This window comes from Streptomyces sp. NPDC090106 (genome assembly GCF_044747265.1).
GTDB lineage: Bacteria > Actinomycetota > Actinomycetes > Streptomycetales > Streptomycetaceae > Streptomyces.
The window spans coordinates 1-16,820 of the sequence record NZ_JBIVDS010000026.1 but is presented as its reverse complement, the minus strand read 5'-3'; the positions used below and the strand labels follow the sequence as shown (position 1 = coordinate 16,820).

Here is a 16,820-nt window from a genome sequence, read left to right as displayed (position 1 = left end):
GTCCACCATGACGCGACACACATCGAACACGCCTCAGCTGCCCGAGCCGCCGACCGACCTGGCCGAGAAGCTGCGCGAGGCCATCGAACATCTGGGCAACCCCGTTGGGGACGTGCTCGCCGCACTCGATGCCACGGCCCTACTCCAACTGCTGCAACGCGTACGCAACCGTGACCGCATCGCCATGCTCCAGACTCTGCGTGTGCCCTCCGCCCGGCTCAGTTCGCGGGCTGCAGAGCAGTGTCTTGCAACACTGCGCAAACGCAATGTCGATACGCAGATGCGGGCTGCGAGCACCATTTCCCAGCCCACCATCAGAGCGCTTGCCGACGCCCTTCACGACTATGAGTGGCATGGCGGTGACCAGCATCTCGACCAGGCCGTCGCCGCGTTCTCTGAGTCCCGTCCGGAGCTGTTGCTGGCCGCCTTCTCGGCTCCCTTCTTCTCACCTGGCCACACCGCCCTGCTACGCCACGCACTGCAGAGGTTCCCCATGCCCGCGTGGCCGAAGGAGGATGTGCAGAACACCATCGACGCCTGCTACGCCCTGGAGCGAGCCTGGCTCCTTCTCGTGCCCTATTCCCAGAACAGTCGCCATGACGAGACGGGGCAGTCACAGGCTGCGAACACAGGCCTCGCAGCTGGCCATTCGTCCGCGGGAGGGGAGCCGGAACGCGCCGATTGGAACACCCGGGCCGAGGACCTGGATGCGCTGCTCGTTTCTGCACTTTCTGCCGCAGCGCGCGTCACCGCCCATCTGGAGTCGGAGCGGCTGCCCACCCACGACGACATCGTCGCCCTCACTGCTCTGCGGAGTGCCGCGCTCGAGTTGCACGAAGAACTCGGCACCCGGGTCTCCGCGGCCGTGCCGCCGGATCCGGCAGATGTCCGGTCCTTGTGCGCCGCCGCCCGTACGGCCGCCGCCGAGCAGACGCAAGAGGCGATAAATCGTGCGGCGTTGCTGCGTGTCGCTGCGCTCAAGGGTCCGTCCGGCAGCACATCCCTGGAGTCCGTCCGCGAACAGGCACTGCGGCTGCTCGACGCCCCTGCGGCCGATTCGGAGCATCTGCGGTTGCTCGTCGCGCTGGCGGATGCCCACGAGGGTGACGACGACTCAGCCGTCGATGAACTCTTCGCCTTCCTCAAAGAAGCACCCCAGGACGTCAGCAGCGTCGCCGCACTGATCCTGCGCGGAAAGGTGACCGCACCGGGCGGCTCGGATGGCGACGCAGAGCAGCCGCCGGTCGATTCCCTCACCGCACAACTGCCCGCTCCACCTACTGATCCCGCCCCCGAATCCACCTCGGCAGAGTCTTCCGATGAAGTGCCCGATCCAGAGGCTGCTCCACCGTCCGAAGCCGCTCCTGTCGCCTTACCCGTGGTCGTCCGCACCGAGCCGCCGTTGCCGGAGGCCACGGAGACCGAAGCGACGGATGCCCTGGCACCGTCCGCCACCGAATTGGCGGCATCAGAACTTGGTCCCGCCGACATCGCGCTGATCACGCGTCTGATCTCCACCGGCGAACTCGCGCTGGCGGGACACGCGGCCCACGCCGCAGGCCGCTCTTCCCTCCAGCAGGCGCTGGAGACCCTTCAACTGGCGCACTGCGTACGTTCGGAGATGGGCCCGTGCGCTGGCGCCGTACGCGAGCGCGTCGACCTGGAAATCGGTCACCCGAGCGTGACCGGTCACGACGAGCGCATGTTGCTGCTCGCTGCCGCCCTGCGAGCAGCTCTTCTCACCGCCGACCCCAACGCCGGTGAACTGGTCAACGCCTTAGCCGCCAACTGCTCCGGCATGACACACCTTCAGCAGCTGTGCCGCGTGGTGGGGACAGCCTCCGCACGCGGTCAACTCAGCGCAGCAGACGGCCTCAACGTCTTTGAGAGCATCATCGAGGCCGACACCGAGGTCAGCCGGGCTTCGGAGGATGCCCGCCTGCACCTCGCTGCGCCGCGCCACCTGCACTTCCCCCGCGCAGAGGCGATCGTCCGCTCCTGGTGGGACGCCGACGGCCTGATCGGGTCACTGGTCACGACGGCGGCCGACGACCTGCGCGACCGCGCTGACCAGGTCGCCGTCCAGGTGCGCCGGCTCACTACTGCCGCCTTGACCAAAGAACTCAAGGACATCGACAACCGGCTCCGCCGCAACAGTGCCGTACTGCAGGGCGCTGCTCGGCGCCGCATTCTTCAGTACGCCGCGGAGTCGCTCGACATTGTCAACACCTGGTTGCTGGCCACCCGCAGCGCGGCCCGTAGCCCCTCGCTGAACAGCGTGCTCGCGAATCTCCGACGTGACGTCCGCGCGCAGACCGACGACGCCTACACCGAGCTGCGCGCTCATGCGGACACCGTCTCTGAGCCCTTTAGTGTTGCCGTGACCGAGACGGTCCTGGACAGCATCCGGACCACTATCCGGTTGCTGGACGGCGCCACACTGCCGGGCGCCGAGCCTGTGCCGGGCAGCGCGCTCAACGCCGACCTGCTGCGCTGCTCCCGTCTCCCGCTGACCAGGGCGCTGGAACCTGCGCGCGAGGTGACGTTGGACGACATCGCGCACGCTCAGACCCGTACCTGGGCACAGGCGGCACGTGACCAGGCGGATGCCGGCAATTTCGCGGCGGCACGTGCGGCGGTGGAAGCGGCCGAAGGCGAGTCCGAGGACGACGACACCTCCCTGCGGGACGCCGTCGAGCAGGCCCGCGGCCATGCGCTGGCCACGGCACGCGCGTCGATCGACGAGATCCGCGGCATCGTGGCGACCGCGACCCGACAAGGTCGCCTTCCCGAACCGGGCCGCTCCGAGGTCACGGCACGGGTCGAGGCCGCTGAAACCGACCTGGCAGGGGACGACTTCAGCGCTGTCGACCGGCAGATCGGCGCGATCGAAGACATCATGCCCCGGCTTGCCGACCGGGCCGGGTCCGACCTCATGCAACGTGCCAAGGAGGAGATCAACAATGCGCAGGGAGGCGTCCCGGGCGACGTCATGACGAGAATCACGCAACTCGTCGACGTAGGGGACTTGGCGACGGCGGAGGACTACCTGCTCACCGCGCTCGCCGGAGAACACCCGCCCACCTCGGCACCGGAGAACGACCTCGAACAGTTCTTCCCTTCGGTGCCCGACAGCCTCCCCAAGGGCATCACACCGGAACTCATCGAGGCCGTTGACGGTGGTGGCACGCACGCCGGTCTGGACTTCTCCCAACTGCGCACCCGCGAGCGCAATACCACTACCGAGACGCTGCGTGCCTGGGCCCAACTCCTCAGGAACTGGCGCACCCTCAAGAGCGGCAACCATCTGCTCCGCAGCGCACTGCGCATCGCGGGCATCGAGTACGGCAGCGAACATCCGGCGGGTCCGTACGCCCCCAACCGGAGGTGGATCGAGCTCACCGATGTCCAGCTGCTGGGTGGATGCCGGCTCCCGGCCTTCGGCTCGGAGGCGGGCGGCCGACTGCGCGTACTCCTGACTCCCGACGTGTCGGACGTGACCACCCTGACCGCGTGGGCGGACCAGGACACCAGCACTCTGCCCATCCTCGTCGTCGTCCTGGGCACGCTGCCCGCCGCATCCCGTCGTGAACTCGCCCTGCAGACGGCCAAACAGCCCATGAAGCCCTTGCTGTGCCTGGACGCGGCAGCGGTGGCCTACTTGGCGTCCAAAGCCAGCAACCGGTTCACCACCACGGAGCGCATCCTCGCGCCGTTTGCCGCCACCAACCCCTACCGCCCCGACGCGAACGAGTCCGTCCCCAGCGAGATGTTCTACGGGCGCCAGCAAGAACTCAGCGACATCACCTCCATGACAGGCGCCCAGCTGCTGTACGGAGGACGCCAGCTCGGCAAGTCGGCGCTCCTGCGCGCGGCCGCACGCCGTTTCGAGACGACGCCGGGGCATGTCGCCCTCTACATCGCGTTGCCCACCACCCTCGGGCTCGGTCAGAAGACCGACGAGCTGTGGGACATGATCGGTCGTGAACTCGACCGCAAGGACATCGGCCCGCCGGTCCGGCAGGCCCGGCGTGGCACCGCGCAACACCGTGTCACCGCCGCCATAACCGCATGGCTCGACGACGACCCCGCCCGCCGGCTCCTCGTCCTGTTCGACGAGTGCGACATCTTTTTTGATGCCGAGGCCCTGGAGAACTTCCCGCAGACGACGCGCCTGCGGGAACTCATGAGCAACACCAACCGCAGGTTCAAGCCCGTCTTCGCTGGCCTCCACCAGGTGCAGCGTTTCTCCGGCCTGCCCAATCAGCCTCTGTACGACGCCCACTTCGGCAAACCCGTCGTCATCGGACCGTTGGCGCCGGCACCGGCCTTCCGACTCGTCCGGCAGCCCCTGGAAGCCCTGGGAGTCCGGATCCCCGACGAGCTCATCCACCGGATCCTTGCCTACTGCAACTACCATCCCAAACTGCTTCAGCTCGCTGGGCAGGCGCTCGTGCAGGCCTCTCTCAACACCCGCGTGAGCACGCCGCCCGCTCCCGGTACACCGCCGTGGCATGTTGACAACGCCGTCCTCGAACGTGTCATCGGGTCGCAGGATCTCACCGACCGCACGCGCAACACCATCAACCTGACCCTCGAACTGGATCCTCGCTACAAGCTCATCGCGCTCGTCGTGGCCCTCGAAGCGCACGCGGGCGGTGTCGATCACCGGATGCCCACCCGGGCGCTGAGCAGGGCCTGCGACGAATGGTGGCCGCAGGGGTTCACCGGCCAGGGACCCGACGAGTTCCGCGCGCTCCTGGAGGAGATGACCGGCCTGGGGATCCTGGCCGGCGACCCGCAAGGCTGGCGACTGCGTTCTTCCAACGTCCTTCGCCTCCTGGGCAATCAGCATGCGATCGAGGAGGCTCTGGAGAACCACGACACATCCAAGCCGCTGACCAAGCTCACCGCGGCCCAGGCGAGGCGGCCCATTTCCGCAGGCAGCCGCATCAGCCCGCTCACCGAACAGCAGCTCGCCCGCCTCACCGTTCCGGGAAATGAGCTGCGCATCGTCATCGGTAGTACCGCCACCGGCTTGGACACTGTCGAGGCCGTGTTTGAGGACCAGCAGAACAGGGCTCCGTCCAAGCTGGAACCCATCGTCTGTTCCAAATCTCGGCAACACTACAAGGACCTACTTAGTACGGGCCGGCCCGGTCCTATGCACCGCATCGTGGTGGTGGAGCTCAGCCGTTTCAAAGATCTGGACAGGGCCAGGGAGAGCCTCCGGCAGGTGGAGACGATCCAGCCGCCGGTCGGTGTCACCCGGACCGTTGTTGCGCTGGCCGACGCCTGCAAGGCCGAGCATGTGGCGCTCGCGGCCGAGTTCGATCCCGACAACGCCCTGATCCCGCTGCGCCGGGTCACTCTCGAAGGAATCAGCAGTTGGGCCACGGACGTGGAGGCGCTCGAGCCCTTCGCGGAGACGGAGGCCCGTAATCGGCTCATGGAGGCCACCGGGGGTTGGCCGATTCTCTTGGACGCAGCACTCGCACAGGCCCGACAGGGGCGCCGCGTTCCGGCGATCTGCAAGAACGTCAGCGAGGCAGTAGCCACCGGTGATCTCGGCACTGCCCTCCTAGACGGGCTCGGGCTCACAGCGTCCCCTGACATGGGCACACTCCTGACCGAGTTGGTTGCCTTCGACGAGCCACTGCCGTGGGACGACCTGGTGGAGCTCCTTCAGGACTACCACCCCGCACCGCAACAAGCCCTGGAGGAGCTGTGCATCCTTGACGTCCTGGCCCAGGACGACGAACAGCTCTACCAGTTGGACCCGACGGTCCGCCGAGCCTGGCCACCGCAACAGCGCGTCAGGAGCTCCTCACTCGCGTGAGCATGGTTCCGGTGCCAGCAATGGCGCCGGACCACCCGCGAGCCGTGTGGCGCATCGTTGGTCGCTGCACAGAAGCAGGTGGTGGCATGTGTCCAGGAGGGGCGGTGGTGACACAACTTGCGGAGTCCGAGAGTGGTCACCGCGATCTGTAGAGGTACATCGTTCGGTAACAGCGCCGGGCTCCGGTCCGGCGGCTTACCGACCGCCTCTGTGAGGACCGGCCAGGTACGAAGATGAAAGATTTTCGACAGCTTCTCTCACTGCTGTAGGCGCCGAGATGTAGACGGGTTGGCTACCCAGAGGGGCGGCGTCAGAGGGAACTGGTTCTCTGGATTCTCGGAACGAGTTGTTTGCCGTCCGCCTGGGGTCCTGTGGTGATCATGACTTCGTGATCGTCTGTACTGAATCCTGAACGCGGTTTGCGTGGCCGCCGCCGCGAAGGCGGCCGGGGGTTTCCAGGGGACGGGCAACGACTGAGGTGTCCCCCGGAGTGTGGACACAGGGGTTCATGCTGCGAGTGTGAGTTTACGTCCTCGCTGGTGCTGCTGTTCGAACTCAGCTGGCGAGAGGTAGTTGAGGGCGTTGTGGCGTCTGCGGGCGTTGTAGTAGGTGAGCCACTGGAAGATCTCCAGCCGCGCCTGGCGCATCGTCGGGAACAGGCGTTGGTGCATCGTCTCCCTCTTCAGCCCCTGCCAGAAGCTCTCAGCGAGGGCGTTGTCGTAGCTCAAGCCGACGCGCCCCATGCTCCTGCGGATCCCGAAACCATCACAGACCTGCGCGAATGCGGTCGACGTGTACTGGGCGCCCCTGTCCGCGTGGAAGATCACTCCGTTGACGTTGCCGCCGCGGGTCGCCACCGCCATCTTCAGTGCGTCGATGACCAGCTCGGCGCGCATGTGCGAGGCCATCGAGTAGCCGAGTACCCGGCGTGAGTAGATGTCGATGACGCAGGCGAGATACAGCCACGAGCCCTCGACCTGCGCGTATGTGATGTCGCCCCACCACTTCTCGTCCAACTGCACGGCGGTGAAGTCGCGTTGGACAAGGTCCGGGGCGGGCGGTGCGAGCCGGTCGGGGACCGTGGTGCGCTTGCGGCGCTGCAGGTGGCGGCCTTCGAGCCGGTTGACGCGCATCAGGCGCTCGACGCGCTTGCGGTTGACCGTGTGCCCGAACCCGCGCAACTCGGCATGGACGCGCCGGACTCCGTAGGTGCCCTTGTGCTCAGTGTGGATCTTATGGATCTCCACAAGCAGGGCATCGTCGGCGGCCTGCCGCTCCTGGCGGGTCCTCGCGCCGGCGATCCACCGGTAGTAGCCCGAGCGCGAGACCCGAAGGACCCGGCATATCCGCTGGACGCCGAAGGTCTCGGCGTGGGCGGAGACGAAGTCCCAGCGGCGGGTCCTCACTTCATCTCCTTGGCGAAATACGCCGCTGCCCGGCGCAGGATCTCCCGCTCGAGCTCCCACTCCTTCTCCGCCTTGCGCAGCCGGCCGTTCTCCGCACGCAGCCGGGCCAGCTCCTCATCCCGGCTCTCCGCACTCTGCTCGCCGTGGCTGTAATCGCGGCCCGCGTGCTCGTCGGCCTGGCGCACCCAGCTCCGCAGCGTCTCACCGGTCACCCCGACATCCGCCGCGACCGCTGCATACGTGCGCTTCCCGCCCGCCGCGCGGTACAGCGCGACAGCGTCATTCCTGAACTCCGCCGGATACGGAGACTTACGTCCCACCAGGACACCTTCCCTTGGATCTGCAAGATCCATTGTCGGAGTGTCCACGTCACGGGGGTCGCCTCAACCTCCCGCGACCCCGACTACGCGGTCAAGAAGGCCCGCGTAGAGCACCTCTACGCCATCGCCGACGGCGAGGTCATACCCGAGCAGGGCGAGCCAGAAGTCGTCTTCTGCATGGACGAGTTCGGCCCCCTCAATCTCCAGCCCCACCCCGGCCGCCAGTGGACCGGACGCGGCGGCAAGCACAAAGACCCCGACCGCGAACCGCGCCCGCGCCGCCGCGCGACCTACACCCGCCCGCACGGTGTCCGCCACCTGTTCGCCGCCTACGACCTGGGCAAAGACCAGCTCTACGGCCACATCAAGAAAACCAAGAACCGCTCCAAGTTCCTGGAGTTCTGCCGCTACCTGCGCTCCCTCCACCCCGTCGGCAAGCGCATCGCGATCATCTGCGACAACTATTCCCCGCACCTGACCACCAAACGCTGCCGCCGCGTCGCCGACTGGGCCAAGGCCCACAACGTCGAGATCGCCTACACCCCGACCAACAGCTCATGGCTCAACCGCATCGAGGCCCAGTTCACCGCTCTGCGCTACTTCGCCCTCGATGGCACCGACCACCCCACCCACAAGGCCCAGGGCAGCATGATCCGCCGCTACATCATCTGGCGGAACAAGAACGCCGCCGACAAGCGCCTCAAAACCCTCGTGAGTATGGCCAACGCAGCCTGACCTGTAACAGCAGCGGCAACAGGCGACGTCACCACAGGTGAAGGAAGCTCCGGACATCGTCAAGGCCGTCGAGGGCCCGACCGTCCACATCCGACGGGTCCGCCTCGGCCCGCGCCGCCAGCGACTCCGCCAGGGCGCGGGCCTCATCGCTGAGTTGCCTGTCGGCGTACGGACTTTTCTCCCCAGTTGCGTACGGATGAACGTCCCCAGCTGTCAGGCCACGTCATTCTCTCGCTCGATGGCCTTGAGGCGGTTCTTGAGCCGGTAGCTGGGGCCGTTGATGGAGATCACTTCGCAGTGGTGCAGGAGACGGTCGAGGATGGCGGTGGCGAGGACTTCGTCGCCGAAGACCTGACCCCATTCGCTGAAGGTCTTGTTCGACGTCAGGATGATGGAGCCTTTTTCGTAACGCTTGGAGATGACCTGGAAGACCAGGTTCGCCTCGGCGCGTTCGAGGGGCTGGTAGCCGACTTCGTCGACCACCAGGACGCTGGGCCGCAGGTAGGTGCCGAGCTTGTTCGTCAGACGTCCGGCAGCCTCAGCGGTTTTGAGGTTGCGGACCATGTCGTCGAGGCTGGTGAAGTAGATCGAGTAGCCAGCCCGGCAGGCCGCGACCGCGAGGGCCACGGCGATGTGTGTCTTGCCGACCCCGGGCGGTCCGAGCAGGGCGGCGTTCGCCTTGCCGTCGACGAACGAGAGGGTGGCCAGGTCCTTGACCTTGCGCGGGTCGAGGTCGGGCTGGAAGGAGAAGTCGTACTCGTCGAGCGTCTTGTGGTGCGGTAGCCGGGAGAGCCGCAGGCCCTGGCGGAAGCGGCGGTCGTCGCGAACGGCGAGTTCCTCGGACAGGACCAGGTCGAGGAAGTCGAGGTAGCCCATCTTGCCCTCGTCGGCCCGCCGGGTGTACTCGTTGATCGTTTCGGCCAGGTGGGGCAGGCCGAGCTTGCCGGCCGTGTTGCGGATGCGGGTGGAGACCAGCTCGCTCAAGACGTTTCCCTCGTGCTCGGACGGGTGGTGAAGGGGCGGGTGCCGGTCAGTTCGTCGTAGACGGACAGCGGACGGCGGCCGACCTCGATGCGGGTGGCCGCGGTGCGGTTCAGCAGGGCCTGCAAAGGCCCTGTCTCCTCACCCTGGGCAGACTCGCGGCGAGGCTGCGGCGGGACATCACCGGTGGTGGTCCGGCGTCCCTTGCCGGCGGGCAGGCCGTCCCAGTGGGCCTCCTCGACGACACGGGCCCCTCGGCCGACGGCCCGCAGATGAGTGGCCAGCAGCGTCTCACCGTCGGCGTTCGCGATGGCGGAATGCAGCATGACCTGCGACTTCGTGGCCCGGATCTCCACCAGCTGACGCGGTCGGACCCTGCGGGCGGGCACCGAGTAGAGGTTGCCGCCGAAGGCGACCAGGCAGTCCTTGCCGACCGGCCGCAGATGCCGTTCGGCCACCAGATACGAAGTTTCCGGCAGCGATTTGAGTGCCATGTGGTCGCGGGCGGCCCGCTCTCCGATGATCTGCTGGTGCGTCCTGTGGGCCTGAGCCCTCCGCTGCGGCACCCAGGCGGCGAAGGCGGCGTCCATCTCCTCGACGGAGGAGAAGGACCGGCCGGACAGGACGTGGTCACGGACGATGAGGACCTGTCGTTCCACGCGTCCCTTCCCGGTGGGCCGGTAGGCGGCCAGGACGTCGATGTCGAAGTCGTAATGGCCGGCGAACCCGACCGCTTCCGGATGCAGCGGGACCGCCTCGCCCGGAGCGACGTGCCGGCGGACAACGGTTTTGGTCCGGTCGTAGACGATCGCCATCGGGACACCGCCGAAGTGGGCAAAGGCCCGGCGGTGGCAGTCGAAGAAGCTCTGCAGGTCCTGGCTGGTGGTGAAACAGCAGAACGGGTCCCGCGAATACGACAGCGTCATGTGGAAGGAGTAGACCTTCGGGATTCCCATGTGGGCAAGAATTTTGCCTTCGTCGCCCCAGTCCACCTGGGCCTGGGCGCCGGGGATCACCTCGAAGCGGCGGTGCATGCCGGCGAGTTCCTTCGGCGTGATGCCGAGTTCTTCGGCGATGCGAGGCCGGGCGTCCTGAACGTAGAGCTTGACGCGCTGGTAGTTGCCGGTGAACCCGTACTCCGCGGCCAGTCGCCCGTGGATCACCGCGGCCTTCATCAAGATCTCCGCCCGCAGCATCGAATCGACCAACGGCGCGAACTCGTCGATCACCCTCGCCTTCGACCGCCCGCTCGGCGACCGCCGCGGCGGAGTCGCCGGCCCCGGCGCCGACAGATACTTGCGCACGGTCTTCCGGTCCAGCCCGGTCTCCCGGGCCACCTCCGACAGGCTGATCGCCCCGGATTCCAACAGGCTCCGAAAGCGCCGCAGTTCCAACCAACGTTGCGGGTCCAAGACCACCGTCGACCGCCTTCCGCCACCTCTCACCGACCAAGCAGCAGAGTGCCGAGCAGCAGATCTCAACGCATCAACAACTGTCCCTTTTCATCCGTACGCGGGTGGGGACGTTCATGTGTACGCCGACATTGCCCAAAGCGTCGAGCGGTATGGCCCAGGCACAGCCCGGCTAGCCCGAGTAGCGGACTCCCCGACACAGCCCGCGTCCCGACCTGCACGCACCAGTGCTCGACGAACCCCGCGTCGTCGTCGTTCAACGCGGTGCCGACCAGGACTCCCGCCGCCTCGCCCTCTGCCGAGCGGTCACGCAAAGCCCGCTCCAACGTCTCGACCACCACCCCGTGAGGCAGCGCGGGAGGGTTCTCGAAGCTCAGATGAGAATGCATCCCGCGAGACTACGTGGACCACATCCCACGGCTACACGCCGCGGACCCGTCCGGCATGACGGGGCGAACGTTGCTTGATGCGGCACTAGTTCGAAGATCGTTCGGGCTGATACGAGGCTCCGTTACGCTGTCTCGGCGCTGATAACGACGTCAACGGCGCGAGCCCGTCCCTGCGGATCGTCAACCGAAACCCGAACCCGTCGCCTACCCGGCTTCCCGAGCAGAGAAGTGGTGAATCGGCTCTCTCCAACGACATCCCCCACTATGAGCCGACCGTCACTCAACAGAAGATGCCCGTCGAACACGGTGGTCAGAGGCTCTCTGTCAGTTCCGCGATCATCCGCATCACCGTGATCTTTGAAGATTCGAACCTTGACCAGCACGACCTGGGCCTGCACCCGAACGATGACGTGCGTATCGCACGCAGCGGCAGGAGCGCCGCCGAGGGCCAGCGTCGTGGGGATCCACTCGGTCGAACCGAGCGCCATCACCGGGTGATTCACATAGAGGTCTACCCCTGCGATCTGCACAGCCTGACTCCCAGTCCATCCGTGACGTTCAGCGGAGGATAGAACCAGGCACTGACAAGCGGGCCCCGAAGTTAAAGAACAAGCTAAGTACCTGTTCCTGATGCAGCCATGACATGGTGACGGCCGAGATCTGATGCTGCCGGGGAACTTGGTGAGCTCTGTTCTTTCTGATCACGAGCGGGCAGTGCGACGTATCGTGACGCTATGAAGAGAGCCCGTTGGCCTGCGATCGGCGCGTGGATGGCGTGGTGGGCAGCTGCCACTGTCGCCTTTTGGCTGCTCGGCAAGGTTACGGATCAGTCATTGGGCATCGTGGGGTCTGCTGTGGTGGTTGCTGCGCTTGTGATCGTCACGGGTGAGCTTGGTGACCGCCGGCGTCGACGCCGGAAGGCGAAGCGTGCTGGTCTGCGGGCTCAAGCCGACGAATAGACAGGTGCTGGCTTGCGAGAGCGGGCGAGGTGATGGTCCTGTCCTTGAGAACGATCAGTCCCGGTCGGCTTCGCGAGATGTCGGCTGTCTGCTCCTGCGGGAGCTTCGTCAGCGAATCCTGCGCCAGCAGATCCCGCGCCATCCCGGCCATCTGCCGCGCGAACTGCGCCCAGTCCATGAGGAGTTTCCTCTACTCCGTCGGCCCCGCCCCGCACTGACCGCCTCGCCGTCCGCTGGGAACGCCGAACCGAACTCCACGACGCCTTCGTCTCATTGGCCTGCGCCCTCATCTGCCGGAGACGCCTCAAGAAGCACCGAACATGATCGTGTTATGAGCTCTGAAGGCCGCCGAAGTCACCCGCTATCACGCACCAACTCGTTATGCGGCTTTTGTCCGAGAGGGCCTCGCTTTCCTCTATGAAGCTGCGGTAATAGGCAGAGGTCGAGGCGTGGTTTACCCGGAAGCTCGCTGTGGAGGCCGTGAGGCGGTTGGGGGCGGGCGATCGGGGTCAGGGGTCTGTCAGGCAAATACGGATCTCTCTGGCATCGCCGCTCCTGCTTCCGCATGCTTGTAATTGCTGCGCCTTCGCCCCGCCATACTGGCCGCTGTTGGCTTTCCGGTGTGCAATTCCACTGTGACGGAGGCGTGACACGTGACGTCGAGGGATAAAGCGGAATTATTCGAAGGATTTCGGCGCCGAAGATTTCATCCGAAATCGGATCGCCCGGCCATAACTCGGCTTCGGCGAAGCGCCTCGCTCGTCCGGATCGTCGTGGTGATCACAGGACTGGCGCTGCTGGCCGCCCTCAAAACGCTGACGCCTGTCACTGATGGGGGGCCTCACCAGTCGGCAGTGAGCACGGCGGTCGGGCAACTCGCCGGGATGGACATCGACGTCAACGGGGTCTCGCTGGCTGCGGCCACGGACGACGGTCCACCCGTGTTGGAGGCGGGGGACGACGCCACAATCGAGGTCGACCTCTCGGGCGATCCAGAGGTCGACGATGCGCTCCTGCGTGAGCATGTGGCGGCAGCCGAGGAGGAGTACCCGCAGTTCAGCGACTACGTCGCCGATGCGGTGACGGACTTCGAGACCTACGGTGTGGAAGATCTGTCCGACAACTACATCCCCCCATTCGACGCGGACGTCTCGGTCGAGGGAAGCGTGCTGACGTTCGTCATCCCCGCTGACGATGTCACTGCGACGACCAACTGGTGGCAGGGCGCGCTCATCGCCACGATGGCCGCTGCGCTCGGGTTCATCGCGGGCGCCATCTGCATCACGTACTTTCCGGAGGCGGCGCCTGTCTGTGGATTCCTGGAAGGATTCATCACAGGAGCCCTGGACAACCTGTTCACCGCCCTTGCCGACCACGACACCATCGACCAGGAGAAAGTGGGAGACATCCTGGCGCGCGCCATTGTCAGCGGGCTGGAAGGGGCTGGTGCTGGCAAGGTCCTCCAGGCCCATGCCCCACACGTCCTTGAGTGGGTGGCTGCCAAGACCACGACTGCCGGAGCCAATATCAAGCTCTGGTGGAAGACGATGGGGGTGGTCATCAGTTCCGGCGGTGACGTGCTGGGATTCGTCAGCGAGAGACTCGGATCCCTGCTGCGGGCCACCGACGACGGCACGGGAGGAGTGGAGAAGCCCGCGCTGAGGCTGCTGCCGGTGGGTGACTCGATCACGTACGGTGCGGCGTCCTCGGACGGCAACGGCTACCGGAAGCTCCTATGGGACGCGTTGGACGCGCAAGGGCTGGAGCCGGACTTCATCGGCTGCAACGCTTCGGGAGATATGTCCGATCCCCAGCACGAGGGGAACCGGGGCTACCTCATTGAGGCGATGGAGGACCCCGCGGTGCGGGACGCGACCTTGATGCGGCCCAACGTCGTGACGCTGATGGCGGGTACCAATGACATCTACAGGGACAGTGAGGTCGCGAAGGCGCCTGGCCAGCTGGGTGCGTTGATCGACCAGTTACAGGCAGCGTCCCCGGGTGTGGCGATCGCGGTGGCGACGATCGTGCCGGTGAAGAACGACTCGGAGGCGCAGAAGCGGCGCAACGCCTACAACGAACAGGTGCGGTTGCTGGTTGAGGACCGGCAGGACAGCGGGCAGAAGGTCATGCTGGCGGAGATGGGGCCGATGACCGAGTCGATGCTGTACGACACGCTGCACCCCAACGACGTCGGATACGCATACATCGCGGGGAGGTTCGAGGAAGCGGTCACCGCCATGGTGCACGAGGGCTGGGTGGTCGATACCGCGGACGGGACTGCGAACGCCGATGCGTGTGTGATGGCCGGTGGCGGCTGGCAGGAGTTGGGTCGGATCGCGGAGGGTCCGATCAACCCGGACAGTTCGAGTGCCGGGGTGCGGGGGCAGGTGCGGCTGGCGGATTTTGACGGCAATGGCAAGAGCGACTACGCGGTCGTCACCGACACGGGTGCCGTGTATCTGTGGACGAAGATCACCGGTGGCTGGGTGAACCGCGGCAAGGTCGCGGCGGGCAACGGTGTGCCCGGCCGGGGATCCCAGGTCCGTTTCGCCGACCTGGACGGTGACCATGATGCCGACTATCTCGTCGTCGACGCCTATGGTGCGGTGAGGGCCTGGCGCAACGACGACGTGTGGATCAACGGCGGCAGTGCCTGGCACTACATGGGCACCATCGCCCAGGGCACCGGGACCGGCGGCGGCACGGACCTCCACTTCGCCGACCTGGACGGGGACCTGGACGACGACTACCTGGTGGTCCACGACGACGGCTCGATCGGCGCCTGGATCAACGACGACGTCTTCGTCAACGGTCACAGTGCCTGGACGGGGCTGGGTCTGATCGCCGCCGGGGTCGGCGCCCCGGGCTCCAAGGTGCGTCTGGCCGACCTCGACGGGGACAAGGACGCCGACTATCTGATCGTGCACAGCGACGGCTCGGCCGAGGCGTGGCTCAACGACAGCGTGCCCGAGGACCTGGGCAAGGGCTGGAGGTCCATCGGGAAGATCGCGGCGGGCACCGGGATGGGCGGCGACGCCGTGCAGTTCGCCGACGCCGACGCGGACCGGGACGCCGACTACTTCGTCATCGACTCCGACGGCACCGTCACCGCGTGGGAGAACGACAAGGTCGCCACGCGCAGTGACAAGGAGAACGGCTTCAAGAAGCTCGGCCTGTACGGCGACCATCTCCTGGACGCCGCCGGCAACGCCCGCTCGGTGCGCTTCGCCGACCTCGATGGCGACGGGGACGACGACTATCTCCTGGTCGGTCCCAAGGGCGAGGTCGAGGCCTGGCGCAATGATGATGTCGCCACTCGCGGTTCGAACGCCTGGATCAAGATCGGCAGAGTTGCCGACGGTGTCTCCCCGGGCGCGACCGAACGTGTCGTGTTCGCCGACTACAACGGCGACGGGCGCGACGACTACCTCGTCGTCGACGACACCAACGGCCGCGTACGCGGCTGGCGCAACGACAGCCCCTTCACCAACGGCGCCGCCGCCTGGGCCGGCCTCGGTGCCATCGCCGCAGGCCCCTCCACCGCCCCCGGCCGCGAAGTCCAGTTCGCCGACATCGACGGCGACGGGGACGACGACTACCTCCTCGTCGCCGTCGACCACTCCGTCACCGCCTGGAAAAACAACGGCACCGACGCACCCGGCGGCGGAGGCTGGGCCGCACAGGGCCTCCTCGCCCAGCCCCAGGAAGCTACGGTCACGCAGAAGACCCTGTTCGCCGACATGAACACCGACAAACGCGCCGACTACATTCTGCGCGACCCCGGCGAGAACAACGCCCTCTACGGCTGGACGAACCTCGGTGCCTTCGCCAACCAGTGGAGTGCGAAGAAGAAGGTCGCCTACGGCGTCGTCATGGGCTTCCCCGTCGAGGTCACCCTCGCCGACATCTCCGGCGACGGCCTCGACGACTATCTCGTCGTCGATCCCACCAACGGCGCCACCCGCGCCTGGCTCAACATCGGAGGCAACCAAGCCGACCCCTGACACAACCCGCGAGGAGCACAGCCACCGGCCCCGAGCCGGGACACGAACTCGGGTGTAGGACCCGTTGCAGCCTCAGACGCTGAGCGGTGCACCATGTGACGGGCTGGGCCGAGGACAACAGCTCTCGGCCCAGCCGCCACGCTGCACATGGCCGTCGCGAAGATCACCGAGGATCGGGGCGAACTGCTCGCGTTCTACGATTTTCCTGCCGGGCATTGGGTCCATCCTCGGACCACGAATTCGATTGAGTTGACGTTCTCCACGCTCAAGCTCTGGACCAAGTTCACCCGAGGCACTGGCAGCCTGGCGGCCGCGCTCGCGAGGGTGTTCAAACTGGTGGAGTCCGCCCAGGCGCGATGGCGCGCGATCACCGGCGCCCATCTGGTTTGAATGGTCCGCGTCGGCGCACGGTTCGAGAACGGCGTCCTAGTCGAGCCAGAGGAACAGGCGGCATGAATGTCCGCGGCATCCCGCAGAATCCGAACGACCACGTTCGCTTCGCCGCCTACCTCGACGAGCTGTGGCAAGTCGCCAGTCCGGGCGAGGCCTACCTGTTCAACTTCGCGCTCACCGCTGCCGAACGGGACGCAAGGCGCTATGGGTGTCGGGCCTTGGGAGCGTGCCCGTGCCGTCGCGGACGGACCTGGCTGTCAGAGGTTCACGCCACGGGTCTGGGCAGCTGCTTCCTTCAGGCGTCGCACTGCGCTGGCGGGGTTCTCGCTGATCTGCTTGTTCAGTCGCTCCAACTCGCGCTTTGTAGCGTCCTCGTTGA

Annotated in this window: 7 protein-coding genes and 3 pseudogenes; 5 read left to right on the top strand and 5 right to left on the bottom strand. The window is 66.4% G+C overall.

Translation table 11 applies throughout. From position 1 onward, the window contains the following. The first annotated feature begins 7 nt into the window (after nt 1–7). On the top strand, nt 8–5,839 hold the full coding sequence (locus ACIPSE_RS44825; RefSeq protein WP_401675491.1) for a hypothetical protein: 5,832 nt from the start codon (nt 8–10) through the stop codon (nt 5,837–5,839). A 506-nt stretch (nt 5,840–6,345) separates the two neighbouring features. Here ACIPSE_RS44825 and ACIPSE_RS44820 read toward each other — a convergent pair. Then, nucleotides 6,346–7,565 (bottom strand): IS3 family transposase gene (locus tag ACIPSE_RS44820; RefSeq protein WP_401675489.1). Its coding sequence is split into 2 segments (ribosomal slippage): nt 6,346–7,310 and nt 7,310–7,565, totalling 1,221 coding nucleotides; the frame shifts between segments, so codons are not numbered across the junction. 66 nt (nt 7,566–7,631) lie between these two features. Between ACIPSE_RS44820 and ACIPSE_RS44815 the strand changes: the two are divergent. Then, nucleotides 7,632–8,300: pseudogene (locus ACIPSE_RS44815) on the top strand (transposase); the annotation flags it as partial. A 213-nt stretch (nt 8,301–8,513) separates the two neighbouring features. On the opposite strand, the gene istB reads toward ACIPSE_RS44815, so the two are convergent. The 4 genes from istB to ACIPSE_RS44795 form a co-directional block, all read right to left on the bottom strand. Beyond that, complete coding sequence (istB, locus tag ACIPSE_RS44810) at nt 8,514–9,284, bottom strand: IS21-like element helper ATPase IstB (protein WP_401675487.1); 771 nt, start codon at nt 9,282–9,284, stop codon at nt 8,514–8,516. Then, nucleotides 9,281–10,699 (bottom strand): IS21 family transposase, encoded by a 1,419-nt coding sequence (istA, locus tag ACIPSE_RS44805; RefSeq protein ID WP_401675485.1) that lies wholly within the window; start codon nt 10,697–10,699, stop codon nt 9,281–9,283. The genes istB and istA overlap by 4 nt, the downstream gene beginning before the upstream one ends. 505 nt (nt 10,700–11,204) lie before the next feature. After that, the gene (locus ACIPSE_RS44800; RefSeq protein WP_401675483.1) at nt 11,205–11,612 is read right to left on the bottom strand and encodes a hypothetical protein; all 408 of its coding nucleotides are present in this window, start codon (nt 11,610–11,612) and stop codon (nt 11,205–11,207) included. 349 nt (nt 11,613–11,961) lie between these two features. Further along, entirely contained in the window at nt 11,962–12,219 is a 258-nt protein-coding gene (locus ACIPSE_RS44795) for a hypothetical protein (protein ID WP_401675481.1), read from the bottom strand. A 32-nt stretch (nt 12,220–12,251) separates the two neighbouring features. On the opposite strand from ACIPSE_RS44795, the pseudogene ACIPSE_RS44790 reads away from it, so the two are divergent. The 3 genes and pseudogenes from ACIPSE_RS44790 to ACIPSE_RS44780 all read left to right on the top strand — a co-directional run. Beyond that, nucleotides 12,252–12,365, top strand: a pseudogene (locus ACIPSE_RS44790) (IS5/IS1182 family transposase); the annotation flags it as partial. A 452-nt stretch (nt 12,366–12,817) separates the two neighbouring features. Continuing rightward, nucleotides 12,818–16,048: an FG-GAP-like repeat-containing protein gene (locus ACIPSE_RS44785; protein WP_401675479.1), complete on the top strand. Its 3,231-nt coding sequence runs from the start codon at nt 12,818–12,820 to the stop codon at nt 16,046–16,048. A 150-nt stretch (nt 16,049–16,198) separates the two neighbouring features. Beyond that, nucleotides 16,199–16,423 (top strand): annotated as a pseudogene (locus ACIPSE_RS44780) (IS256 family transposase); the annotation flags it as partial. Nucleotides 16,424–16,820: the final 397 nt, after the last annotated feature.